Annotated in this window: 25 protein-coding genes and 1 pseudogene; 9 read left to right on the plus strand and 17 right to left on the minus strand. The window is 39.9% G+C overall.

Going from position 1 to position 25376, the window contains the following annotated elements; genetic code table 11:
• Window positions 1-103: 103 nt before the first annotated feature.
• Both BVH02_RS09710 and BVH02_RS09715 read right to left on the minus strand, forming a co-directional pair.
• A complete protein-coding gene (locus tag BVH02_RS09710; RefSeq protein WP_086501245.1) occupies window positions 104-991 on the minus strand; it encodes a terpene synthase family protein in 888 nt (295 codons plus the stop codon).
• A complete protein-coding gene (locus tag BVH02_RS09715) occupies window positions 988-1578 on the minus strand; it encodes a cyclic nucleotide-binding domain-containing protein (protein WP_086501246.1) in 591 nt (196 codons plus the stop codon). Before BVH02_RS09715 ends, BVH02_RS09710 begins: the two co-directional genes overlap by 4 nt.
• Before the next feature lie 288 nt (window positions 1579-1866).
• On the opposite strand from BVH02_RS09715, the gene BVH02_RS09720 reads away from it, so the two are divergent.
• Entirely contained in the window at window positions 1867-2352 is a 486-nt protein-coding gene (locus tag BVH02_RS09720; protein ID WP_086501247.1) for a MauE/DoxX family redox-associated membrane protein, read from the plus strand.
• A gap of 440 nt (window positions 2353-2792) precedes the next feature.
• The gene (locus tag BVH02_RS09725; RefSeq protein WP_086501248.1) at window positions 2793-3065 is read left to right on the plus strand and encodes a hypothetical protein; all 273 of its coding nucleotides are present in this window, start codon (window positions 2793-2795) and stop codon (window positions 3063-3065) included.
• A 56-nt stretch (window positions 3066-3121) separates the two neighbouring features.
• Here the strand turns inward: BVH02_RS09725 and BVH02_RS09730 are convergent, their stop codons facing one another.
• From BVH02_RS09730 to BVH02_RS09745, 5 genes are all read right to left on the minus strand, one after another.
• Window positions 3122-4495 (minus strand): RagB/SusD family nutrient uptake outer membrane protein, encoded by a 1374-nt coding sequence (locus BVH02_RS09730; protein ID WP_086501249.1) that lies wholly within the window; start codon window positions 4493-4495, stop codon window positions 3122-3124.
• Window positions 4496-4623: 128 nt separating this feature from the next.
• On the minus strand, window positions 4624-7818 hold the full coding sequence (locus BVH02_RS09735) for a SusC/RagA family TonB-linked outer membrane protein (RefSeq protein ID WP_086501250.1): 3195 nt from the start codon (window positions 7816-7818) through the stop codon (window positions 4624-4626).
• An 8-nt stretch (window positions 7819-7826) separates the two neighbouring features.
• Window positions 7827-9503, minus strand: coding sequence for a TlpA family protein disulfide reductase (locus BVH02_RS09740; RefSeq protein ID WP_086501251.1), 1677 nt, complete (start codon window positions 9501-9503; stop codon window positions 7827-7829).
• 221 nt (window positions 9504-9724) lie between these two features.
• The gene (locus BVH02_RS21215; RefSeq protein ID WP_143244201.1) at window positions 9725-10024 is read right to left on the minus strand and encodes a hypothetical protein; all 300 of its coding nucleotides are present in this window, start codon (window positions 10022-10024) and stop codon (window positions 9725-9727) included.
• 58 nt (window positions 10025-10082) lie between these two features.
• Complete coding sequence (locus BVH02_RS09745) at window positions 10083-10289, minus strand: hypothetical protein (protein WP_086501252.1); 207 nt, start codon at window positions 10287-10289, stop codon at window positions 10083-10085.
• A 99-nt stretch (window positions 10290-10388) separates the two neighbouring features.
• Here BVH02_RS09745 and BVH02_RS09750 point away from each other — a divergent pair, with 99 nt between their 5' ends.
• Window positions 10389-10601: a helix-turn-helix domain-containing protein gene (locus tag BVH02_RS09750; RefSeq protein WP_223271843.1), complete on the plus strand. Its 213-nt coding sequence runs from the start codon at window positions 10389-10391 to the stop codon at window positions 10599-10601.
• 264 nt (window positions 10602-10865) lie between these two features.
• Here the strand turns inward: BVH02_RS09750 and BVH02_RS09755 are convergent, their stop codons facing one another.
• Window positions 10866-12236, minus strand: coding sequence for an FRG domain-containing protein (locus BVH02_RS09755; RefSeq protein ID WP_086501253.1), 1371 nt, complete (start codon window positions 12234-12236; stop codon window positions 10866-10868).
• A 296-nt stretch (window positions 12237-12532) separates the two neighbouring features.
• On the opposite strand from BVH02_RS09755, the gene BVH02_RS09760 reads away from it, so the two are divergent.
• From BVH02_RS09760 to BVH02_RS09775, 4 genes are read left to right on the plus strand one after another with little or no spacing between them, the layout of a single operon-like run.
• Window positions 12533-13570: a ComEC/Rec2 family competence protein gene (locus tag BVH02_RS09760; protein ID WP_086501254.1), complete on the plus strand. Its 1038-nt coding sequence runs from the start codon at window positions 12533-12535 to the stop codon at window positions 13568-13570.
• Entirely contained in the window at window positions 13567-14703 is a 1137-nt protein-coding gene (locus BVH02_RS09765; protein WP_086501255.1) for a hypothetical protein, read from the plus strand. Before BVH02_RS09760 ends, BVH02_RS09765 begins: the two co-directional genes overlap by 4 nt.
• Entirely contained in the window at window positions 14696-15142 is a 447-nt protein-coding gene (locus BVH02_RS09770) for a hypothetical protein (RefSeq protein ID WP_086501256.1), read from the plus strand. Before BVH02_RS09765 ends, BVH02_RS09770 begins: the two co-directional genes overlap by 8 nt.
• 1 nt (window position 15143) lies before the next feature.
• A complete protein-coding gene (locus BVH02_RS09775; protein WP_086501257.1) occupies window positions 15144-17288 on the plus strand; it encodes an ATP-binding protein in 2145 nt (714 codons plus the stop codon).
• 343 nt (window positions 17289-17631) lie between these two features.
• Here BVH02_RS09775 and BVH02_RS09780 read toward each other — a convergent pair whose 3' ends face one another.
• The 3 genes from BVH02_RS09780 to BVH02_RS21220 form a co-directional block, all read right to left on the minus strand.
• The gene (locus BVH02_RS09780; RefSeq protein ID WP_086501258.1) at window positions 17632-18348 is read right to left on the minus strand and encodes a hypothetical protein; all 717 of its coding nucleotides are present in this window, start codon (window positions 18346-18348) and stop codon (window positions 17632-17634) included.
• Window positions 18338-19510, minus strand: coding sequence for a DUF262 domain-containing protein (locus tag BVH02_RS09785; protein WP_086501259.1), 1173 nt, complete (start codon window positions 19508-19510; stop codon window positions 18338-18340). The genes BVH02_RS09780 and BVH02_RS09785 overlap by 11 nt, the downstream gene beginning before the upstream one ends.
• Window positions 19511-19738: 228 nt before the next feature.
• Window positions 19739-19951, minus strand: a complete 213-nt coding sequence (locus tag BVH02_RS21220; RefSeq protein WP_143244202.1) for a hypothetical protein — start codon at window positions 19949-19951, stop codon at window positions 19739-19741.
• Window positions 19952-20340: 389 nt separating this feature from the next.
• Between BVH02_RS21220 and BVH02_RS09790 the strand changes: the two genes are divergently transcribed.
• The gene (locus BVH02_RS09790; RefSeq protein WP_086501260.1) at window positions 20341-20850 is read left to right on the plus strand and encodes a hypothetical protein; all 510 of its coding nucleotides are present in this window, start codon (window positions 20341-20343) and stop codon (window positions 20848-20850) included.
• The gene (locus tag BVH02_RS09795; RefSeq protein ID WP_111357109.1) at window positions 20739-21677 is read left to right on the plus strand and encodes an IS3 family transposase; all 939 of its coding nucleotides are present in this window, start codon (window positions 20739-20741) and stop codon (window positions 21675-21677) included. The genes BVH02_RS09790 and BVH02_RS09795 overlap by 112 nt, the downstream gene beginning before the upstream one ends.
• A 62-nt stretch (window positions 21678-21739) precedes the next feature.
• Here BVH02_RS09795 and BVH02_RS21570 read toward each other — a convergent pair whose 3' ends face one another.
• The 6 genes and pseudogenes from BVH02_RS21570 to BVH02_RS09815 all read right to left on the minus strand — a co-directional run bounded on the left by BVH02_RS21570 (window position 21740) and on the right by BVH02_RS09815 (window position 25177).
• The gene (locus BVH02_RS21570) at window positions 21740-21883 is read right to left on the minus strand and encodes a hypothetical protein (RefSeq protein WP_169712836.1); all 144 of its coding nucleotides are present in this window, start codon (window positions 21881-21883) and stop codon (window positions 21740-21742) included.
• 190 nt (window positions 21884-22073) lie between these two features.
• Window positions 22074-22475, minus strand: coding sequence for a HipA N-terminal domain-containing protein (locus tag BVH02_RS09800; protein ID WP_086501262.1), 402 nt, complete (start codon window positions 22473-22475; stop codon window positions 22074-22076).
• Between the two features lie 2 nt (window positions 22476-22477).
• Complete coding sequence (locus BVH02_RS09805; protein WP_086501263.1) at window positions 22478-23488, minus strand: HipA domain-containing protein; 1011 nt, start codon at window positions 23486-23488, stop codon at window positions 22478-22480.
• A gap of 59 nt (window positions 23489-23547) precedes the next feature.
• Window positions 23548-23655: pseudogene (locus tag BVH02_RS21885) on the minus strand (voltage-gated potassium channel); the annotation flags it as partial.
• Between the two features lie 471 nt (window positions 23656-24126).
• Window positions 24127-24354 carry a DUF1016 domain-containing protein gene (locus tag BVH02_RS21890; protein ID WP_262481337.1) on the minus strand — a complete coding sequence of 76 codons (228 nt, stop codon included), beginning with the start codon at window positions 24352-24354 and terminating at the stop codon, window positions 24127-24129.
• A gap of 19 nt (window positions 24355-24373) precedes the next feature.
• Window positions 24374-25177 carry a PDDEXK nuclease domain-containing protein gene (locus BVH02_RS09815; RefSeq protein ID WP_262481338.1) on the minus strand — a complete coding sequence of 268 codons (804 nt, stop codon included), beginning with the start codon at window positions 25175-25177 and terminating at the stop codon, window positions 24374-24376.
• Window positions 25178-25376: the final 199 nt, after the last annotated feature.

Raw genomic sequence — 25376 nt, forward strand, 5'->3', positions numbered from 1 at the left:
TTTATAATAGTTAGGGTTTTTAGATGTGGAGAGGAAGGGTCTAAAACCTTAATCTGTAAAATTAAACACATTGATTTCACAATTCAAATTATAAAACCTGGCTTTAATCACCCGAAACATTATACCGTTCTGTTTCCGCTGACCAATAAAGACATCCACCCAACAAAAGCAGGAGACCATCCACCCAAATTTTATTTTCCATTGATACCTGGCTAATCAAAATGCTACTTGTCCTGATTTTCTTCTGTAAATAGGAAAGCTCTCCTTTCACCATTTCAATCGCTACTTCCTCCCCATATTCTTCGGAGAGAAGTAAAACTTCATTATGCATATCTCCTATCGCTCTCTCCTTTGGTGCGGATACTAGGTCATTTGACAAGCAGACAAATCTGGCTATATCATTTTCCAATTCCATAGTATCACTATTGAAAAGTATATCTCCACGCAGCAACTCAATAGCTATGTATACTCCTGAGCTATGTGGTCTCATATACTGATAATCCTCTAGGGTAAGCTTCCATTTCCCTCTCCTATTTTTCATCTCCCACTCAAGTCCTGCTATATGCAGATTCCAAGCTCGTTGAAACCTATCTTTCAAAGCCTCCTGGGAAAAACATTCCAAAATATCGAGATAACAGGTATCAATAGGCAAACCTAGACCGGTCAAGATCATCTTGCCTTCTATCAACTGGTCATGAGCCATTTCTTGAAGAAAACCCTCGGCCTCCTCATCGTCCATCAAGTCCAACAAGTCGTCAAGAATAAAAAGACAAAAAAACAACTTTGCAATCCTTTCCAATTTGTTCAATTCCATACCGGGAAAAAGATAGCATGTGAACCAATTGAGCTGTTGGACACGACAGCGCTCAATAATCTCCCAGTCCGGATTTCCATCGCTAGTTACCAACCAAGTTTCCGCCCACTTCAGAACAGATTCATCAGTATACCGTGTTTTTACATGTAAAGCTGAGGGGAAATTCAAGAAGTTCATTGCTTCGCATTTTTAAAGTCATGTTTGAACCGCTCGACAGTTCGACGGCTTATCCGAAAAAAATCCCCCAAATCTCCATTGGTAATTTCAGTTTCCAATCCGGGAAAAAACATCATTAAATCTTCATACCCATTTTCTAGGCCTTTTTTGCTCAGCTCGAACACAGTAGAATTACGCTCATTAATCCGCAGGCTAATCTTATGGGCCAGTGTTACCAGCCTCGGCTGCCTGCCTAGCACATCCCGTTCCGAATCAAGTGTAAATTCATAAAATGCAACATCAGAGATGCACTTGAGTATGGAATCACTGGGAATTCCGGTACGAAAAGATCGGTCGTCAAAAACTGTGTCTGTGGTTTTAAAGATGACCGATAGGGAATGTTTCGTATTGATAAGTGAATAGGCGCCTATGAACCCCTCGACCAAATACCTACTTACCACATCTGACTCACCACTACCTTTCAAAACCCGACCTCTTTTCATACGCTTTAATTCCATCTTAGGAAATATTAGACTAAAGTCTTCCTCAGGTAAGTCAAGAAGTTGCCTTACATCATCCATCAACAGTTTCCTATACTTTTCCTCCATCACGATATTCGGTTAAGTGATCAGTAAATCTCAGTAGGCTTAACAAGCTGAGCTATACTATTTTCTTCACAATTCAACTAAAACCCAACTATTAATCTAAATACCTGAGTCTTTTGAACCAAATAAAATAGGCTTAGAATTAAATTTTCACTCAAAATCTCCGACATATGTCGGAGATTTTGCCATGAATCCTCATTTCCGACATTTGTCGGAGGCACGGATGGTTTTCATAAAGTAATTTTATTCAAGGATAGATTTTAATCCATCCCAAAACTGAAATCAACAAAAATGGAAGCTCCTGCCAAACAGTTACACGACAAATCGAATGATCAATCGGCTCTAGCTATCCAGCTGTCTAGTTTGCTACTGATTCTTCTTTTCGTGTATACAGGATTGGACAAATTGATCCGATGGGAGGAAAGCAAAAATGCTTTTTACAACCAGACCTTTCCAGCTGAGTTGGCAGAAATACTGGTCTATGCAGTGCCGATTTCAGAATTGCTGATTGCTCTGCTCCTGCTCTTTTCAAACACTAGATGGTGGGGATATCTCTCGAGTCTCTTACTTCTCACCGTCTTTACCACCTATGTGGGGCTGATCTGGGTGGGAGCTTTTCCACGGGTTCCCTGCAACTGTGCAGGAATTATTGATCAGTTGGGATGGGGAGCACATTTCTCTTTAAACCTAATTCTAATCGGATTAGCAATAGTTGGTCTTCATCAGTATCAACGAAAAAAGCCCAGGGCGTATGCCCCAGGCTTCTCAGGTTGTTAAGCTTTTACTTAGTATAGAAAATGTAAATTTCTACGACGCAAATTTAAATTATTATCCTAAGCATTCAATACCTCATCCAGTAATCATTAGAACATGTAAAAGGGTGGCGGAGGTAAATCCGCCACCCTACAGCCCTCAAAGGAAAGGCCAGGGCTGCAAAAAATAACAAGGCCACTTCATTATACACAGAACAAAAGTATCAAATCAATAGCGCATCGCTCCTTTCTAAGGGTTGGGAGTAGAAAGGCCAACCAACACTCGGCGGTGCAGGGATCAGAACCAATTCCCAAACCGGGGCAACCCGGACGGTTCAACCACTGAATCGGAGTTCTTGGGTGGATTCCTCACTAAGGATGAAGTCCTCGGAAGGATCTTCGGATCAGTGGAACTGAGTAAAATCTATGTTTAATCGGGAGGCAACTCTCCTAAACGACACGATTATGAAATCTATAAGAAATCTGCTCCCTGCACTAGGATTAGTGTTCGGAGCCACACTCGCTATGGCAATGAATTTTGCAGATCCTGCGGTGGGTAAATATCATCCTACAGGACAACCGGATGAATGGTATGACCTTACCAATGTTACACCTGGTCCGAGTACTTATCAATGCAATAGCTCCTCTGAAGTTTGTACCTTCACTGAGCCTGATGATCAGAGTGCTTCTGCTAGTATGGGCATCTTCCAGAAAAACGGAAGCCTTCCTATCTTGTAAGGTATTTTGAGTGTTCATCGTAGTTTCAGGCGCGGAAAAGTCCGCGCCTGTTTTAGTTATTGATATCCCTGATTTTGTTCCAGTCCATTCAACTTGATTTCATCCAAGCCAATGGGAAATGCATACTTGTACGAATCAGGCTCCAAGCGATAGCTTTCGCCCTCTATATTTCTAACCAGCGTAGTCTGGAACTCAGGTTCCCTATTAAGCCTTCTCAAATCCATCCATCTGATATTTCTGTAAACCAATTGCTTTCTTCGTTCCTGCAGAATAAAAGATAATAATGCACTTTCGGTTAAGTCCTCAACAGGCTCATAAATGCCACTTTTATAACGCGTTGACAGTAATTGATCCATGACAGCCCCTGCCTCGGCTTCGTTCCCCAATCTTGCCAAACATTCTGCCTTTGTCAGATATAACTCGTCAACTCCATACCCAGCGAAGCGCTCGTAATTCCCGGTGTAATCTCCTTTAAATAGCATAACCGAATCCGGGCTTTCATTAAAGAATAGGGTTTTGCGTAAATCTGTGCTGTCATAACTTTTATACAAGTCCTCGTTGACTCCTATTCCAGGTGAAGTCCAAAATTGTCTAACTGTCATTACCACATTATAAATATTCTCTTTTCCAAACTCCGCAAAAGGATAAAAAGCATCCGAGTCAAGCGAATTGTAATTTATCAGTTCGTCTCCCAGTGCCAGTGCCAAATCCGCTTGGGCCAAGGACTTTTGATAGGCACCATTGATCAAATAAATTCTGGAGAGTAGCGCATGTGCCGCCCACTGAGAAGGCTTTTTCCTCGATTCATCGCGCTCAGGTAAATAGTTCAGCGATTCCAGTAACAGATTTTCCGTTTCCTGAAAAGATTCTTCCAAATTGCTCCTTTTTGTCAGGATATTGATATCTGAGGAATTGCGCAATGGTATTCCCAAAAGACTGGAAGCAGTTTCGGAGTCATACGGAACTGTATAAGACTGAAGTAAAAAATAATAAGCCTGAGCTTTCACAAATAAGGCAAATCCCTTTGCATGTGATAGTTCTATTCCATCTTCCCCGGTTTGTTCCAATTCTTCTAGCCCTTCCAAGACTAAATTCGCATAATACACCTGCCTATATACTGTTGCCCATTCACTGGACACCTCTTCCAAAAAAGGATCATATTCCCAGGTACAACTATTTCTTTCCAATTGGCTCAGTTGCATGAACCCCCCATCGGTAATTTCAAAGTCATCTGTTGCCAAATGTCCTAGGGTTGGATCCCGGTTCATTCCGAACCCATTCGCATTCAACAACCCTTCCAACTCGCTCACAGTGGTTGGGATCACCTGATTCTTGGATGGCTTCTCATCCAAAAACCCCTCACAGCCCAACAGTAACACTCCGCTAAGCATCACAAACCCTCTTTGTATATTTTTAATTATATGATTCATTTCTATAAAATTTTAGTGTTTACTGATCTATTGCTTTAGAAAGGGTGCCAGGTGCAATGCACCCGGCCGGTGAATGGTCAACCAAACCTATGAAGAAAGCTCACCCCCTATTCCAATTTTTTATTGAGTTAGAAGTTCATCCGAAGCCCAAGTGCAAACGACCTGGAGGGTCTGGAGGCAGCGTAATCCGGATCTGCCAGCACCTTACTTTTCTTCCAGAGGATTGCCACGTTATTCATGTAGGAATAAAACTCTGTGTTGTTAAGCCATTGCTTAGACGATTTCAATGAGTAGGACAAGCGGATATCCTGAAGTCTTAGATTATCCCCTCTTTCTATCAATGCACTGGATTTCAGATAAAAGGAGGACTGCTGGGAGTCTCTGCTTTCCGGCATGGCAGGAATATCCGTACGAAGTTCATCTCCGGGATTCATCCATCTGTTTTCATAATCCCCATGTCCAAACTCTCCTCCCATTAAGCTGTAATAATCAATCCCCGATCTACGGGTGTAATATCCGAGTCGGTAGCTGAGGTTTACCGAAAGGCTGAAATTCCTGTATTGCAGATCATTCCTCAACGCACCAAACCAGGTAGGTCTACCCGAACCATGATAAATCAAATCCTCTGGCCCTGTCTGTCCGATGATGGCGCTGTAGTCTGTACTACGCTGACCTTCCAAAATCCCGACCGGTGCTCCGGTCTGGGGATCGAGTCCCGCCCAGTCATAACTGTATATCCCTTGAAGTGGCCTACCTTCAAAAGGAAAGCCACTACCTGAACCAAGACCGTAATTCAGGTAACTGGAAACCAATCCCCTTCCCTCGTATTTGGAAACTCTCTCATTGAGGTGACTGACAAAAAACACGGTATTCCACTGAAATATCTTTCGAATAATTCCTACGTTGACTGAAAAATCAAATCCTCTGGTAATGGTATTTGCATAATTACCCCTGACCGAAGAGAACCCCAAAGAGCTTGGAACTGAATAGTCCCCAATGATATCCTGACCGGATTTGCTATACCATTCAAATGTACCTGATACCCTATCTTCAAATAGGTTGAAATCCACCCCTAAATTGGTGATCTGGATACGCTCCCAACGTAGTTCCGGATTTCCGGGAAGATCAATTACTGTGTATGGCAGATACGTGAAGTAATTTCCAGCCCCTGAAAAAAGCCTTCCGCTAGGTAGGGCAGCCACGCGCTTGTCTGTATTGCCGTTATACCCATACGAAGCCCTTAGCCGTATAAAATCTATCCAACCCACATCGAAGAAAGACTCTTCACTTAGGGTGTATCCCAGTCCTGCTGACCAGAGCGGAACAAACTTCTGATTGGTACTTACACCAAAGAGGTTTGAAGCATCACGCCTGATACTTGCGGTCACCGAATATTTCTGATCCAATGTGTAGCCTGCATTCATATAAGCAGATACATACCGGTCGGTCACCCCTTCAAAAGAATCCAGGTAGGGAATATTTGCAGGAAATCTATCCGGTGCTTTTTTCCATCGGGTCAGGTAGTCCACTGGCTCTACCAATCCTGTCTCCTCGGAATAACCATAACTTCTACTCCCCTGTGTCTCAGAGCCAAAATCACGTACTTCAAATCCCGCAATGGCATTGACTGCATGCCGCCCCTGAAACACCCGATCAAAACTCAGCATCCCCCGAACCGTGTGGCTTTTGGCAGTACTATAGGAAGCATCCCATATATCAGCCTTAGGAATGGGATAACTCATCCCCCCAAACTCGTCCACCTGAGTATAGGTATTGATCAGGTTTCTGGTGTAGAAACTCTCCAAAGGAAACAGCTGGGTTATTTTCCCCTGATTCTGCCAATATTGGTAGGATAATTCTGCCGAAAGATCCTGAAAAAGCTCATACCCAATACGGGCATTCAAGCGCAGATCCTGTGAATTGGAGCGTTGAGGATCAAGCCCTATTTCTTTGAGAGGAATATATCTCCAATCTAAAAAACCATTTTCCGGTGCTGCCCGAATGTAGCGGTTGCTCCAGGTGGAATACACCGGCAGGGGATTCCCTGCATCATCTGCCAGTCCGGAATACGGATCAAGGCCTGCTGTACCCGGTGCTCCATCCTCATTGGTCTGAAGACTCAGGTAGATCCCAGCCATCACCGAAAGTTTATCCTTTAAAAACTTCCAGTTATTCACGTTGTTTAGCGTTAGCCTACTCCGCTCATTTCCTATTTCAGAGGCAAGGTTGTTGTCATACCCCATCCCAAAAGTATGGTTGGATGCCTTTCCAGCTCCGGTAATATTCAGGGAATACTGTTGGTTGACCGCAGGTCGAATCAAGTAAGCTGACACCTCGCTTCGAAGATCAGTTGAGCGAAACCCCTGCAGCTGCTGCTCAGCCTCAGCGGTTGAAATCTGCCCATTCTCCAACGCATAGAGCGTTTCCACCACAGGGGACACTATTGGATTCCGGGTGGAGTTATACCTGCTGCGGTAAAATCCCTGATCAAACAACTGCTCCTCCACATCCACAAAATCCGGGATGCTCATCTTCGGGTTATGAAACAGATCAGGCTTTTCACTTACTGTGACATTGGCATTGAAAGAAACGCGAAGTCCCTGCCCGTAAGCGGCAGACTTAGTGGTAATGACGATCACCCCATTTCCTGCCCTAGCTCCCCAGATGGAAGCTGCAGCTGCATCCTTGAGCACGGTGATGGATCCCACATCGTTTGGGTTGATGTTGTCAATCGAACCGTCGTAAGGGAAATTATCAATAATGATCAGTGGCTCACTCTCTGCGAAAATAGTACTGGTTCCTCGGATACTGATGCTGTTTGCATCACTTTTGTCCTTGTTGAATATCAAGCCCGGAGTTACGTTCTCCAAGCGCTGCAATACATCCGTGGTGACACTTCTATTGACCAATTTATTATCCAGTTGTACAAACGAACCTGTGACCCGCTCTTTAGGAAGTTTCTGGTACCCTGTCGATACCACCTGTACTTCGGCCAGTTCCTGTTCGGAAGCATTCATGGCAATCTCAAGGTATTCCCCCTCCTGATTTTCCCCATTCCATTTCCACACTACATCAGTGTAACTGAGATGCGAAAAAGTCAAAACTTGCTCACCTGCAGGAAGCTTGAGTTCAAATTCTCCCTGATCAGTACTGACCTGACTAATCCCCGCAGGAGCTACCTGTATCATAATTCCGGGCAGGGTTTCCCCTGTCTCAGCATCCACGACCTTTCCTTTTAGCGTGTAGGTGTTCTGTGCATAAGTAGAAAATGCAAGCAGAAGCAGTAGTCCTGCTATTCCAATTTTATATAAATATAGCTTCATGGATACATTTAGTTTTTAAGTGATAAATTACTTTGCTGTGTTGCAGACAAAGCCGCTTCAATCTGCGAGCGGATGCTTTCCGTGCTTTGTCCTAGATATAGGATCTCCACATTACTTCCCTTCCCATCCAACATCATCAGTTGGGGGAACAGGTGAATGTTATACTGGGATTTCCATTGGGCAGCTTCGGCCCCCAAGTACAGATTGAGCAGTTTTTCTGAGGTATAATTGCCCGACTTCAGTCCCTTTTCCCAGATCTCCTCGGTTGCAGAGGCATTGACTGCCACCAATTCCACCCGATCAGAACCCTGGTATTCCTGAGCCAACTGATCAAAAGTTTCCTTGTAAAAATTCTCACTGGCACCACAGCCGGTACTCCAGAAGTAAAAGACCAGCACTTGATCAGTAAAATCAGCTTTGGAATACATCCGACCCATACTGTCAGTAAACTGAAAATCGGCAACAGGCACTCCTGAGATATATTTGGAACTGTACTCTTCCAATTGCCCAACTTGATCGGCAGTTGCCATAAAGGCAGCAATTCGCTCAATAAAGGCAGTCTTGGTGGGTATCTGCTGGAACTTGTCCATCAAAAATTTCAGGTAAATCTTGCCTCGCAGCTCCCCATCAAAATCAGCCATCACCCCTTTAGTGAAAGAAGAATTGCTGGTCAAGGCTTTCAGGTAAGCCTGTTCGTATTTATAGGAAAGCCACCCACTGGATAGGTTTTTAGCCTGATCAGAAAGACCGGGATCAGGCAGCAGGAATTCACTTGCAAATAAGTCATTCAGCTCTGCCACAAACAGACTGTCACGGGTAATTACCGCCCTGTCGTACATCTCGGTTCTAAACTTTCGCAACAGCCCTGCCCGGTACTTGCCGATAAGATCTGCCCGAAGTAGATCGAATGCCTCAGATGAAATCCTACTTCGAAAAGAATCCAATACATTCCATTCTGGAAGTTCCTCCAAATTCATTTCCCAGAGTTCCAGGATTCGCACCTTTTCTTCCTCACCGAAGCCCACCAATTCCATATGTCCTCCAAAATTAGTTTTGGCAGTCCGGTAGCGCTCCCTGTAATCATCCCGATTCAAAAACTCTTCAGGATCATCGGTCATCATCTGGGAGGGAAGAGAAAATCTTCGCTGCTCAGCGGCAAGAGCCATCTGATATTGAACAGCAAATAGATCACCATCAGGGCCGGCAAAGGAAATCCGATTTCCAGCTTCATTGATCTGAACCTTGATGGAATCACCGGGAAAGACCAAGTAATTCTCCAAAATCGGCTCCTCGCCTCTTTTAATACTGATATAACCTGCTCGTTCAAAATCAACCGACTCAAAAAGAAACAGCTGATCCACCGCAGGATTGATTCCTTCAAAGAAGCTCCCCCGACGACCAACCACAAACTCCTCTTTCTGTCTATAATTAGGATGTAGCGTAGAAACATGAAAAGGAAAAGTCTCAAAGGTCAGCGTATCCAGCTTTCCTTTCTTTGCCAGTTCCACATAGATCAAAACAGATTCAGTTCCCTCAGAAGCAGAAGAGCTCTCGCCCTCCTGCCCTGTTAAACCGGAGTTATCAACCAAATCAGTCTCCGGGGGTGATTCAGCAACTTGTGCTGTGAGTGTGCTTATGGGAAGACATAGGTATCCCAGTAAGCAAATGAGTAGTACTTTTTTCATGTGCTTTTAATGTTTGTGATGCTGGGTGTCCGATGTCGGGTGACCGGTGAAAAGAGACCGAAGTAGGGAGACGGAAGACCGAAGTGCGTACCGTCATTGCGAGGACGAAGGACGAAGCAATCTCAACGTGTTTAGCACTAAATTCCAAGAGATTGCCGCGTCAAGTCATTCTCCTATCGTCGAATAACTTTCCTCGCAATGACGTCTCCGAAAAGACGAACCTACGCCACGGCGCACATGTCTCCCACCCCACCGAATATCAGTAGTCCAGCATTTATGAATAAGAAATAAATGAAAGTAATGGAGCTGTTGACCTGCTGCAGCAGATGATCTCCATCATCGTGTATCGTCACTCCCTGATCTGTGTGGATAGTCCCGTAAACACGGAAGCAATCAGAGAGAAAAAGTGCCCTGATCCTTAGATCGGATTCTTGGGCTTCAGGGGATACAGGCGATCTACCGCGGCGATGCCAGGAAACTCTGGTACAATAAAACAGATCATCAGCCCTATCGCTATGCAAGGGCAGCTATACTCTTTACCAAGTAAAGCAACTACATACGGAGTAAAATGTGATCTCATCATTTCTCTTCTACTTTGTAGAAATACGTTAACAGCCTATAGACATTCTTAATATCCTCTCGCTGTACCCTATCGCAATTTTCTAGATCAATCATATCCAAAATCCTTACTAACGAATTACTAAACTGATCAACCTGTTCTTTTGGAATCAGGATTGAATCCTCTAAATCCTGAGTGTCACCTTTGTTACGCTCCGTGATTTTCATATTTTCTGTAAATTAATTCATTATTTCTGCATAAACAATACTCTATTTGAATTTTTTCTTACTGTTTCGACAGAAAAACATATATTTATTTCATAAATAATGAAAATGACAAGACTTGGAGAGTATCTCGAAAAGAGATCTATTAATAAATCAGAAGTTTCCAGAAAAATTGGAGTGATGCCACAGCGTTTAACCGAGCTTTCAAAAAATCCAGGGGCACACTTACGGGCTAGTGAGCTGTATCTTATTGCAAAGGCAATCGGAGCTGATCCTTGCGAAATGCTGGATTATGTGTGTCAGGATTTGAAGTAGGGATGATTAAAAGAAAAGGTATTGAGAATTTGAGTGGATGAGCACTTTTATTCTTAAACTCGTGATTTTTTGATCGACTTCGTCAAGAATTACAGATTCAGGAAGTCAAATTGTTTTTGAGAAAAGTATGTGAAAGTGGATTTAGCCATCAGATAAGTATCAAACTTAACGTTGTGATTTTCTGAGAGAATAGTTTATCGAACATTCACTCTTTAAATATTGTCCTCTAAAATATCATTTTTTTGATCCTTAACCCTTTTCAAATTAAAGAAGGACCATCCAGTTTTCAACAGCAAAAGGATGCTGGATCAAAGCTGTTTTTTGTCTTTCAGTTTGGCCATGAATTCTAAAAAAAGCTTCTATAATCTTTAAATGTTGATTCGGGTTTCCACAGGAACACTCATTTTCTATATCAACTGGAGTTAATTTATTTCCCCTAAACAAATATGCATGACCAGGAGTGATTTCAAGGGCCCCATTTTCATTAGAATTGACCGAAGTTTCAAATATCAAGTCATCATTTCTATGAAGCCAAATACCAGAATAAGGAGGCTGATGATCACTTCCAATATCATGATCATATTCCCCCTTCACAAAGAAAATATTATTTGAATTAACCTTGGCCCACTCAAGTTTTACTTCATCTTTAAAATTCATTAAATTGAATAAGCCTTTTGGCGAAATTGTAATTTTTGTGGCATCTCCTAATCTACAATTTATACCACTATGGATTTCAGATAAATTAAAAGTTATGTTTTTCCATAACCTGAAAGGTGATGGCTCAAATATGGTTAGGTCATTTCGTTTGGGTTTAAAATCAAATAAATCATTGTCATCATCTATATAGAAAGGTATATTGATAGCTCTTTTGGCAAACACATAATCATTACTTGAAAATTTTAATGTTTCTTTATTCTCCTCTCTCATTTCTTCATTTAAATAAAAGGGGGGACATTGAATAAATGGCTCGCTTAACAATTGTGAATATCCTTTATCGATATTAGGATGAGGAAATACCTCTTTTAAAGTTTTGCTTGATAGAAATTTCTCACGGTCAATTTCTAAGATTTTGGAAACAAAAGAATTTGGATTTGGTATTCTGGGAGGTTGATCAAGCAGTAAATAAGCATCCTGATTCTTAGGCCGAATAAATATTTCCTCTTCAGAGATATTAAACAGGTAATTATCTTTAATTAATCCTTTATAATTTGGAATTTCTAGAACGTAAATATATCCCAAACCTTCAACCTCGGGTTTGTAGGTTACTTTATCCTGTAATCTTAAAGAATTTCCAATCCATGTGGTTGGTCTAAGTTGGGTAAATGTATTAGAGGCAAACCACGCTGCAATTATAGGATTACTTGTTAAATCTAGATAGTAAGTAGGAAATCCATAGTGTTGAAGTACTGCATGATTATACTTAAAATTGTTTCCCGATTTAGTTGATATCCTATTTACTATGGTATTCCAACCGTTTTCTACTTCTGGAATATTAAGTGTATTTCGCCGTGCTTTGCCAGACCGTAATTCATCAAATTTTTCAGTTTGACCACGAAATAACACAATGCTAGTATCCGGAATTCCTCTGATTATTTCATCTATTATTTCGTTAAGCTCAGCTTCAGACTTAATCATTAGTAATTTAGTTATATAGAAATAATCGATCTTTTTTTTTCTTCGAACAAATTATTCATTTTAAATCTGATTTAATAGTTATTTTCACCTATCAATTGGCTCTAAACAAAGTTTTTACGAAGATTCCGCCGTTATAAAGGCTATTATAACTTTTTATTACCGAAATATAGAGTGCGCCTTCATACAAAACTACAAATTTAATTCTTGAATCTATAGGTAATTTCATCTAAAATCCCAAACTAATTAATTAGAATTCTTGATATTATCATTATTATTTCGAAATAATTTCTCAGAACATGTTTACAGTTGACTTTTTTAAAGCTGGTAAAGGTGATAGCTTTTTTTTAACATGGGGGCAGGATAAAGAATATAATCTATTAATTGATGCTGGCCAAGAAGGGACATACCGTTTTATTCGGCCGCGTTTAGCTTTGGAAACCAAGCTAGATGCAATCTTAATCACCCATGTAGATTTTGATCATATTGGAGGTTTTTTCAAACTATTGGCTGATGCCGATTTCGAGGTGAACGGTGAACTTAAAATCTTTATGAATACGCCGAACTTGGTATTAGCCCCTTCAGGATCTGACATGGTGGCAATAGACCACGGCATCAAATTTGAAGAAGTACTGCACACAAAAAAGTTACACCCACTTCCCATTTACTTGGGAAAGAATAAGGATAATAAAGAAATAATTAATGGTTTGACACTGCAAATCCTTTCTCCTGGTCCGGAAGTTATTGACGAATTAATTAAACAATGGACTGCCTCGGCGATCTATCATCAGTACCAGGATAAACACCAACAGCAAAACAACAAAGTTTCTGTAGATGGACCAACAATGAGACCCATTGACGAAATCCTCGCCAATCCACCCAAACCACATGCCTGGGATAAAGACTTACTAAACTCCTCGTCAATAGCTTTTATCGCTCATTATTTAGGAAGTAAAATAATATTTTTAGCCGATGCGAATCCAACAATAATTGTCAATGAACTGGAACGTTTGGGATTCACGAAAGACAATCCATTTGAAGCGGATCTAGTAAAAATTAGCCATCATGGCTCTAAACATAATACTACCAAAGAATTATTGGAAAGCTTACATTGTACCAAATATTTTATTTCGACTGATAGTAGCGGACCTTACTATCATCCTGCACGTGAAACGTTGATCTTGATCGGAAGTTATGGCCGCTCAACGAAAGATACCCCGTTGACTATTTACACAAATTACAATATGGATTTGGCGTATTTGCTAAGCACAAAAGAACAAAAAGACTTAAACCTTATTTTCCAGGAAATTAACTACCTTGAATTCCCTGACAAATGAGCATTGATCAAATACATCAAACGACCGGACTAATCCATCACAATGATACTTTTGTTGGTAGTTCTATTTTGTTTCCTTGGAAAGGAGAACTTTGCTCGATCACTGCTGGGCACAACTTTTACGGTAAAAATTTTGACCTCATACCTACTATTGGAGAGTGGTATATCGTTGATCATTTCGGCAACAGCCATCCAGTCATTACTATTATGGGAGATCTAGGGTTTGCGAAGACCCACGATATTGTTTTTATTAAATTAGACTGCCAGTCTGTTTTAACAGATTTTATAAGCCCAAAATTTTGCAGTATACCTATAAACCCAAAGTATTCGTTTATGTTCCGTGGTCGCTATAAAAACTCCCCAACCACTGTAACACACAGGAAAATATTATATAATTCAACCTTATCACAAACACCTAATTATTTTTATTGTGATATTGACAAATCGTTATTAATGAATGATGCTTATAAATCAGGTAGTGATTGGCTAGGTGGCTGGTCCGGTTCTGGTCTTTTTATTGATAATCATGATGAACTGATCTGCATTGGCAGCCTCTGCGAAATACCAAATAAAGGGAACGACGCACAATTGCTCTTTTCTAGTGTGCGGGCTCTAGAATTATTGGGCGTAGACTTGGAAGCAATGGATGCAGCCGATCTCGATTTTGACAGGAAATTAAATAATGCTTCGCTTAGTGCCATACTAAACGCAGTGGACGAAGAAACCGTGATGGCCTGGGAAGCGAATAATCAGAATAGCCCACAACTTGGTTTTTTAAATCGCAAGTTGGAAGAGGTCTATCCTGAGAAGACATTACAGTTTAATAAAAGTCGGATTATAAAACAACTGCTTACCGGTAAATGCTATCTTTCTGCAGAACTCTCCAAAAATGAGCACTTATTTGAAATCTACAGAAACGTCTATAAAGTCTACGACCTTGAAAGTAAACAGTTTTACGTTAACAGCAAACAGGAGGCATTAGCCAGCTTGACTTCCATAAAGAAAGAATACGAAAAATATCTTTCTGATAGCTTGCGCGACACATTTTCAGCAACAGACATCAAACTGTTGGCAGTGTATGGTGTCAGTGAGTGGATTTCAGATTGCAGTTTAGATTTTTTACGTGATGGATAATAAAGTAAAAATACAAGGTAATAAAATCAAGGTGCTACAGGCCTACCGAGACAACGATCAAATGGCCGTCCTCATGATCCTACTGATAATTAAGCAATCAATCTACGGCAACTCCTTATCGGTCAATTTGAAAAAGGTAGCCTTTATATTAGACGCTGTAAAAAAGAATGTTTCAGTTTCTAAACTGTCGATCTTATTGGCATCTCCCTGGGAAATCTCAGACGAACTAAGAAAAAAGATCATTTTGGCACATGAGAAACAATACATCAGCATCAAGGAAGTTAATTCAGTAATAAGTTTCATGCTTACGGATAAAGGTGCGGAACTGGTAGAAAAAGTTGAAAAACTTGACCTGCTACAGGAAACGAGGAAGGAAATTTTTCATTTATGCAAAGGGGTGAAAGCCACCGAATTGAAGAATCAACAATTAATCTGGTAAAATGATCAACATCAAATCTATCAAAGCGGTTGTGACCGATACCAGAGAGCGCGACTTCGGATTTAATTTTGAATTCAAACCTGGATTGAATATTTTGTCTGGGGATAACTCCAGCGGAAAGTCTACAATACTATCCTGTATTTATTATTGCCTAGGCATGGAGCAGCTAGCCAGCTATGGCACAGCAGACGGGCTAAAAGAATGCTTGAAAACAAGTTTCAAATTTGATAACGAAAACCATGGGGTCTTCGCGTCACATGCAGAACTGCTCCTGACGAACGACAAAGGTCATCAAGCCACTATCCGGCGAGTTATTCGGTCCGCTTATAACGAAAACACGAACTTGCTGAGTGTACAAATAAACGACGGTGATCCCGAAGAAAAGTTCATTCACGCCGCCGGAGATACCGACCACGAACATGGCTTTTACCGTTGGTTGTCCGATTATTCAGATATTACTATACCAGTATTTACCGATGAGGACGGTACAAAAATTAAAATACTTTATCTACAGCAGATCTTTGCTAGTTCCTTTGTAGAACAAACAAAAGGCTGGTCGGATTTTTTCGCACAGATACCGATTTTTAATACCAAAAAGGCCAAACAAAAAATCGTAGAATATACTCTTGGCCTTAGTGGGCTTACGGAGGAATTCGAACTTGACAAACTCAAAGAAAAGGAAAAGAAATATAAATTCGTCTGGAGCAACACGATTGAGACATTTCAAGCGATTACAGCTTATTATAATCTAAACACTGCCAGGCTAAACGAAACATTCACGGTTGAACTTAGTCCAGAAAAAATCCAAAAGCTACAACTCCAAACACGATTACTGGATGGGAAATACGCGAGCCTCACGGAAATTCTGATCATGCTTGAGCGTCAGGTTAAAGAGATTGTCAGGAAAAATACGCTAGTGCGTTCTGCCAAATCCGGATCCAGTGATCTCGCCCGAAAGCATGCCGAGATTAGCGAGAAACTGCAATACCTGAGTTCAGAATACCAAAGTATCCAGACTGAAAAAATCAACGAAGAAATCAAAGTTAAAAAATATCAGTTCACAGCCAACCAACTCGCTAAGGAGATTGAAACATTGGAAGGGTTGCATAAACTTAATGAACTAAAATCCTTTCAGATTGGCGCTGTTGAAAACTGCCCCGTATGTAATTCTTCTCTGCTGGCCAACCCAGATATTTCCTTGAAGAATATTGACAAAATTAACGGATCCAAATCTCTTCCATTTTATAAATCGGAAAAGAACCTTTATGAATCTTACTTAAAAAGCTCTGAGGACTTGATTCGCAGGTTTCAGAAAACAGCTGCCTATTATGAGGAGCGCATAGGAGAAGTAAAGGACATGCTATCTATTCTTGATCATCAATTGCTCGAAGATGCTCGCGTACCATCCCGAATAGATATAAGTGAGGAAATGCGGCTGAAATTTGAATTGGAAAAAATGAACAAGGTAAACGATTTGTTTACCCGTTTTAAAAGCGATCTATCGGAACTTGCCAATAAGCTCGCTTTAATACGTGCCAGAAAAGCAGAACTGACCCAAAATAGCGAACTAGACAAAAGCAAAGTATATGCTTTTCAGAAAGCCTATGTAAAATTTCTTTCATCGTTTGGTTACTCCACTGAAATATTGCACCGGATTTATATGTCTACGGACGAATCCAACAAATTATTCCCGGTTGTTTCTGTCCAAGAAATGCTGCCACAGCCAATCCGCCTAGTTTCCTCCGCAAGCGACTTTATTCGTGCGCAATGGGCATTTTACATGACTTTACTAATCATGGCGAAGCACCATTTAGGAATCCTCGTACTTGACGAACCGGGCCAGCACGCAATGCGCTCATCTGACTTGGCTCAACTGTTAAAAGTCGCCAGCAACGTAAAAGACCGCCAAATCATTGTCGCCATATCTAAAGAAGAGAAAACCAAACCTTCAAAATTAGCTGATGGCAATATTGTAGAGGAAAGTCAGATTGATTTACTTAATATATTAAAAGAATCAGGCTTGCAAGAAGGTGTCGACTACACTATGGGAATGATAGACGATCATGGAAGAAAAGACAAATGTATTCAACCTCTTACCTTACCACCACCTATCTCCGATTTAGGTGAAACTGAATCAGATAAGTAAAATTAAACATTTACTTTAAATAGCTATTTACTTTGAAGTAGTTCAAATCGCCCGAGGTACTGGGTGGTGCTTATAACCACCGCTCGGCGTAAATAGAAAGTTGAACCAAATGCCCAGAGAAAGGCGCCGCTGTACTGCTTACTTACTTGCTTGCTTGGCTTCGGGATAACTACTTCCATGCTTAAGGGATGCCGTCATTCGTCGGCACAGATATTTCACCCGTTAGAACGATCATCATTTTGATCTTTATTCACCATTAAAGGCACACACAGCGGTTTCATCGTTCGTGCTACGCACGCAACGAAAACCTAGTTGTTATTAGCGGTTGTTTTTCTTTTTAATTTCATTCAGTTACTTCCAAGTATTTAATATAGAGCCCAACGAATATTTTATCAATCAGCATTAGTAATGAGAAGTATGTAAAATAATTGTCGTATTTATAATCATCTTCAATTAGCGTCCTTAGTGTTGGTAGATTTTGTTGATATGAATATGTGTTATGAGCAATTCGATTACGTTGTTTGTAGAGGCGATTTTCATAAATTTTCTTTAAAAGATTGTCAGAAAATAAGGTGCCTTTATGATTGGCAAAATGATTACTAGCTACACTGTTGAAATTTTTATTATGATTAATAAAATCTCTCTGTGCCCAAATTGCAAGATTGCTAGGCTGAAATATTTCTCTAATCTCAATTTTGATTGATTCTAGAATTTCCCCTTTATTGATGTCAATTTCAGCAAACCCTAAGCCATTTTTCTCAATTTGCTTTATCAAGTCCCCGTAAATCTTCTGTTTTTCAGAATAACTTGAACATTCTCCTAAGGGTGCTTTTGTAAATTCATATCTGTATTCAAAGTCAACAGAAGCCATTTCCCAACAAATGCATTTCATTTTCTGCTCTTGGAAGCCTGTAAGCTTTAATAAAACAGACTGCATTACATAATCGTATAGGGGAAAGGTCTCAATTCCATTACCTATTCCTGAACTTGCAGTAACAGCGTCTTTCAATAAACCTGAAACTGGTGTTAAAATAAAATCTGTGTGAAGGTTAGGACGCATACTCAGAATAGATTTCAATTGAAGAAGAAATTCTCAACCTTAAATGTCCTAAATTACTAGGTGCTTTAACGTGAGAAGGGTTGTCCTTAAATTCTTTTATTTTTTTTTCAATCTTTCCTTTCAGTTCATCTTTGTCTTCAGTTTTGATGCTTTTTCTCTGAAATAGAATTGCGTTTACGAGACCAAAAAAGTACATATCCATGTCAATAATTGAGGGATACTCTTTTGGAATTTCGAGGGACACGAGGTGTTCTTTTAGTTTAGTGAAAATATCGCTGAAACCTTTGTTTGGAAAAATGTCAGTGAACTTCCCATACTTGCTTTCATCATTAGAAATAACAGAGTAAATAAACTCTTCATAATACTTTTCTATTTTAGGCTTGTAACTTCTAGCAACCTTGTTCACTGCTTGGTCATTGTTATATTGTGCCACGTAAGCTAGGCATCTTACAAAATCAATTCTTGTCTTACTACTTACGCTTTTTACTACATACTCTTTAGAAAAACTCGGTTTGAAAAATGGAGCTAAGTCTTTATCTAGAAAATACAATGATGCTCTACTTTCTTGTGGCAATAATGCTTGACCTTGAATATTTATATTTCTGAAAACAGATGAGTAATATTTCTGTTGTTCTCCGTCATTTGAAATTGATGGTACCAAATAAGAGAAGCCAAGAAAATTTGTTTCAAGAAATGACTCATCTATTTCAAAATCTATCTTTTTGTAATTTCCTTCAGCCACATTCCTTAAAATATCATTTCGGCTGCGTCCTTTTTCTGTTAGTTTGTCAAATTTCCATTCAAGAACATTATCTAGCTTCTCTTCAGGTTCTTCTTCATCGTCATTTTCATCAGCAAATGTTTCTATTGCTTTTTTGTAAGTCGTTTCATCAGGGAATAGTCCTAAGTATGTCAAAAAAATACTAGTTAACCTTTGTTGTCCATCAAGGATAAGATTTTGATTATTACCATCACTTTTAAATGCACCGATGGTTATTGGAGGGACGAACTGTTTATCCTTTAATGCCCTTATAAGGGTCTCGACTTTTTTCTCGTCCCAAACAAAGAATCTTTGATATTCTGGAAGAATAATGTTCTTTTTTAGGATTAGGTCAATCCAATGTTTTAAAGAATATTCCCCATAATAGACTCTATTATCCATAATTTGTTTGTCTTATTTTATTGTCATCTTATTTGATAACCGCTAACAACTAGAATATGTTATAACCGCAATTACGGTTATTTCTTCTATATCCTTAAAGTTAGTAATTCACCAAACCAGTCTCTATTCCTTTATCTTAAAGGTTATCCGACATTAGTCGTTTATAAGTACTTACTTTCGCTTTTTACGGTTTACCATTTTTTAGACATTTTTTCTACGTGATCCAGCTTAATGCCCATGTTGCCAGCAATAACTACTTCCGGCAGCAGATTTCCTTGAGCATCTTGCTCCTGTTTTGGTGGTAGCGCTGCATTGACTTGATGTTCGAACTGGTTTGCTTTCTTTGCTTGGCTCTGTCTTACTATTTCCAGAAGATAGCCGAACTGGTTTAGCTTCTCCCGTTTCTGTACTGGAAGGCTTGCATACCAGGCAGGCAGTCATACCTTTCTTTTTGGCTGATGCAAGATCAGAAGCCCAGCCTGTTTTGGAATAGCGGCAGGATTCTTTGTGATACCTCGCTCCTGTCTTGGTGATGTAGACCGTCTACGCCTGCAGTTGGGCAGCAAGTAGAAAGAAGGCTGTGAACAGGAAGCCGTACAGCAGTTTGTACATCTGGGTAAGATTGGGTTAAGAAGAGTTTCCGGATTTAAGCCCAGATGGGTAACAAAAGTTGGCTGTGCTCCCGAATCCTGTCAGTCTCGGGACTTGAGAGCTTCAGGTGATAAAGAACAGTGGCAAGAAAGCAAATTTGAAATACAAAAAAAATACCCTGTACTAGAATAGCCCCAAAAAGTTAGACACTACTTGGAGGCAATTTTATGAGCAGAAAAATGAAGTACTCAGTCGTATTTAGGAAAGATGCGGTTGATCAGGTCATCCTAGACAAAAAAACATGTCTGAAGGTTGGCCAAGAATTCGGAATTGATAAGTCTTTAATCAGGAAGTGGGTTTTATCTTATCAAAAACATGGTATTATGGGCTTGATGCCTTCGTCCAAAATTTATTATTCGCCTGATTTCAAGGTTAAAGTAATAAAGACGATGAGGAAGAAGTCTCTATCTTTATTGGAAACCTGTATTCAGTTTAATATCCGCAGCACCGGGGCTTTGGTCAAATGGATAACACTTTACAATGCGAAAGGGGCTGAAGGTTTTGCCAAACAAGAGAGAAAAACCAAACCACCGATGGCCAAAAGAACCAAAAAGCTACAGACAAAAGAAGATGAGCTATTGGAGGAGCTTGCTTCGCTGAGAGCAGAAAATGCGTACTTAAAAAAGCTGTATGCCTTAATTCAAGCCGACAAAGAGAAAGAAGAAAAGCGGAACTCATCCAGGAATTAAGGCAATCCCATGCACTATCTTACTTGTTGGTGCATGCGGGGATGGCCAGAAGCACGTTTTATTATCACCTTAAACAATCTAGAAAACCTGATAAGCATTTAGAGGCCAAAAAGGATATTTTAAGGGTTTACCATGCTCACCATGGTAGGATGGGATATAGGCGTATTAAGCTTGAGCTTAGGAAGCAAGGACGGATAATCAACCACAAAACAGTCCTTAAACTGATGCAGGAGCTGGGCATTAAAAGTCTTGTGCGGGCTAAAAAGTACCGCTCTTACAAAGGGGAACAAGGGAAAGTCGCACCAAACCTGCTTAATCAGAACTTTAAGGCTACTTTACCCGATCAAAAGTGGGCGACTGATATTACAGAATTCAAGGTCACTGACAAAAAACTATACCTTTCCCCCATCATAGATCTATTTAACGGAGAGGTTATCAGTTATACGATGACAGAAAGCCCCAGGATAAAACCGGTAGTTGATATGGTGGAACAGCTGGAAAGTCGTAAACCGGAGGATAAACCAGTGATTTTGCACTCTGATCAAGGATGGCATTACCAAATGCTCATATACCAAGAAGCATTAAAAAGGAAAAACATTATCCCCAGTATGTCAAGAAAAGGAAACTGCCTGGACAATGCAGTGATCGAAAACTTCTTTGGGACACTTAAATGTGAACTTTTCTATCTAAGAGAATATAAATCAATAAGCCAACTCAAGAAAGACATTAAGGAATACATACATTATTATAATCACACACGAATACGGTTAAACCTAAATGGAATGAGTCCGATCAATTATCGAATTCATTCACTAAATTCAACTTAATAATTAAAAAACGTCTAAGATTTAGGGGCTAATGCAGTACAGGGTATTTTTTAATAAATCCATTATTTCCCTGGCTTATGCTTATGTGGCTTAAGTGAAGGTGTGTTTCCTGGAGTATCCTTATTATCCCGTTGGCGTCTGTCTGGTTTTCCTGTTGAATCTGCGGTTCTTTTTGGTCCTGGTTTGATTGCTTTAATTGTTTCCATGTTTGTGTGGTTTTGATTAAACATGTACTAAATCTAAGCTAAAAAATGTCAGAACATCCTAATTGATAAGACTTTGGACAGAAAGTGTCGGGATATTTGAGAATGACCACTTTCACAAATTGTTCAAGGTCTACTAAAAAAAGCCATGGAATTATAACTCCATGGCTTTAGTATTTGACAAATTTGTTTTTTAAACCAAATCCAGTTCATATGGATTGGAAATAGTTTTCTTACCAAATCGTTTTAACAACTCCAATTCATTGGTCTCATTGATGTTTTCCTTTTTAAGAATCTCCTTAACAACGGGTTGTTTTAACCCTGGGATCCTCGTTTGAAAAAACGGCCACAATGTTTCATTGCGATACACTTTATCCAAATTTGAAAACCCTGCAATGTGATTATACTGATTTCGGAGTTGCTTAAATTCTTCTGTGTACATGAATTGCCACTCTCCATCTTCACAATGCAACTTGCCAATCACCACCTTATCAATTTTAAGTTCAAAAGTAGCATTGGCATTTTTCGGAAGATGAATCTCAATTTCAGGATCATCCTGCGATTTTGAAAACCAGTTTTTAAAATGCTTTAACATATTTATATCTCCCTTATCTTTTTAAATCTCTCTTTAATAATATGCTCTATTAATTTGCATCTTTCTACGATGAAAAAACAGAAAAACTTCTTATTTAACATTTCTAGAACTACCTGCTCATTTTCAATAGAAGCCATTTCACTAATTATAACTTTAAACTCAGCACTATAGTTCTTCAAGTATTCGATCAGCCCAAAATGGTTAATACCACAATCACCATCTATACTGATTCGAGGACATGCTGACTCAACATATTTATCAACTTTCTTGCCCCCCTGACTCATCTGTTCTAAGCTTTTGATTACCCATTCGTCACTACTGTTCCATAACAAACCTCTTGCCGAATCATATAGGGGCGCAAAACGTGGAATTGTATTTACTTTTTTGGTATTGGTAATTACTCCCCAGTTGTAAAAGTGGCGGTCATTATTCCCCACTAAGCCATCAAAGGTGATCATTTTCACAAGTTCTGTAATCAAGCTTTCTTTATGAGCCTCAAATTTAAATGCAATTGCATTCTGAATAAACTCAAATGTAAAGAGATCTCGGGATGTTCTTTTCTCATTTGCAATTTCAGCTGCCAGTTCCATGTCATCCAAATACTCTCCACAAATCTCCGCTCCGTGTACCAGCGTCTCATTGTTCTTTAGAAAATATCTACTCAGAAACCTAATTTGATCATTGATTCGATAAAGCTCGACCTCATTCATGGTTAACCTTAGCGTCTGACCAATTCGATTGATCATGTATTCAACCACAGATTCGTGTGGGTACCATTTCTCAGCCGTTTTTGCAATATAAGGAATCCAAGTTTTTGGATTTTCCTTTCGAATACCACTATTACTGGTGTATTTGTACAGCCTTATGAATTGCTTTGGTGCATCCCCATCAAGCGGAATGTTCTCTACAAAATAATGCTTGGGCTTTATCAGTTCGATCTTACCCTCATTCAATAACAAACCAGAGCAATTGATCGAGCGCTCTTTCCTAAGCTGTAGCTTGTTAAGATTCACGTAGTAATATTTTTACACAAAGGTAAAGAGATAAAAAATAATAGCAAAACTGGCAGAATTCATTCCTTCACGAACCAACTTGCCACAAACGCTGTAAATGTCCCGAAAAGACCTACCCCCGTAGTCATCAAAATAACTGCAATCAACCTACCTTCCAGCGTAACAGGGTAAAAATCCCCGTCTGGGTGTAGTCACAATATTCTCGGCACTGGGTGGGATTTGTAATTCCACCCTGATATTCTTATCAATTTGCAATTGGTCTTCTTAACTCCTCCCATCCTTCCCGATATCACCTTGCTCATCGGGACAGGCTCTCCTTAAAGAAAGGGCGATCGGATATAGTAACTGATAGCTTTCAAGACTAAAAGACTTAGACAAGAAAAGGGGAAAATCTGAAGATTCTATACCCTACACAGGGTATTTTTCAGGTTTATAGTCTGAAATGATAAAGGGTTTACTACCCTAATAGCTAAAAAAGGAACCTTTTCAAGTTCCTTTTCAAAATAGATTTCTTATCTGGTTAGGCTTTGGCTCCAAAGCGAAAGATCCATCTGGGCACATTCTCAAAGTAAGGATTACAAATTCAGTCAAGCCTCAACTCTGATTATGACTTGGAGTCTCAATAGTCATCAAACCTATCACTCACTATCATTTTCCGATTCATTAATCTCATTTACTATAAGGGCTTGGAGCTGCTCTTTCGGGAGCAAAAGCTGATATTCTGCCACGCCTATCGGTTTATTGATATCCTGCAAGGCAATCTCCACATCCAAATGGTCTTTGTCTGCACAAAGAATTATACCTATTGATGGATTTTCCTTTTCTCCCTTCTCCATCCGATCCAGCAAGGAAAGATAGAGATTCATTTTGCCTATATATTCTGCTTTAAATCCTCCAATACGCCACGGCGCACAAGTTATTCAATTCTATGGCCACTAAGGATTGTAATCCTCTGTGGAAGAAAAGCATATCCACAAAATATTCCTTTCCGTTGTACTCCAGTCTATACTGATTACCAATAAAGCTAAACCCTTTGCCTAGCTCTAGTATAAAAGCCCTGATTTTTGCTATTAATCGGTTTTCAAGCTCTAATTCCTTGACTCGCTCTGTAATGCTTAAAAACCCTAGGTTATAGGTACTTCTGAATACTTCATTGGCGTATTCGGCATGGGTTTCAGGAAGAGTCTGTTCGAAGTTGTTGGCCTTCAGTTGTTTTTGTGCTTGACCGAAGCTGTCCATTTTAATGGCATTCAGCAATAGATCTCTAGACCAACCTTTTGTTAAGGTTTCACTTGCATAAAAAGCTACCTCCGAATCCTCTTTTACTTTATTCACAAGTAAAAGATTATGACCCCATGGCAAAACTGCGACAAGCTGTCGCAGTTTTGTATCTGCCTCACTATACCGCTCATAGAAGCGCTTCATGTCCCACAAGTTACGGGGAGACAACCCCATATCCGGAAACTCATGCTTAAGATCCACGGATAACTGTTTTACCACCCCACTTCCATAGCCTTCTTCCAACTGTTTGTCAAAGAGCAACTTTCCCAAATTCCAATAAACAGAATTCGCAGAACTGTTTATTTGCTTAGCGATGACCTCCCTGGCTGTTCTGATTTCAGTAACTGCAAGCTGCAGTAAATCAGTATAATCTGCTGGGATATTATTGGATTGGGGTATTCTACTCATTTTTCTGAATGTTGATTTAGCTTTATCTGTAAATCATTTTTAGATTTTTGGATTCCTATCGCATTATCATCCAGCTGTTTAACCCTGGATGGGTGTGACGATTTCAAAATCCAGCCCACTATGGTGCTTGGTTGGCTACTTATAGGCCTCATACCTCGCTGAATTAAGGGGCTGGATTACGTGATTGAAGAAGCCGCTG

This window comes from Algoriphagus ratkowskyi (assembly GCF_002150505.1).
GTDB lineage: Bacteria > Bacteroidota > Bacteroidia > Cytophagales > Cyclobacteriaceae > Algoriphagus > Algoriphagus ratkowskyi.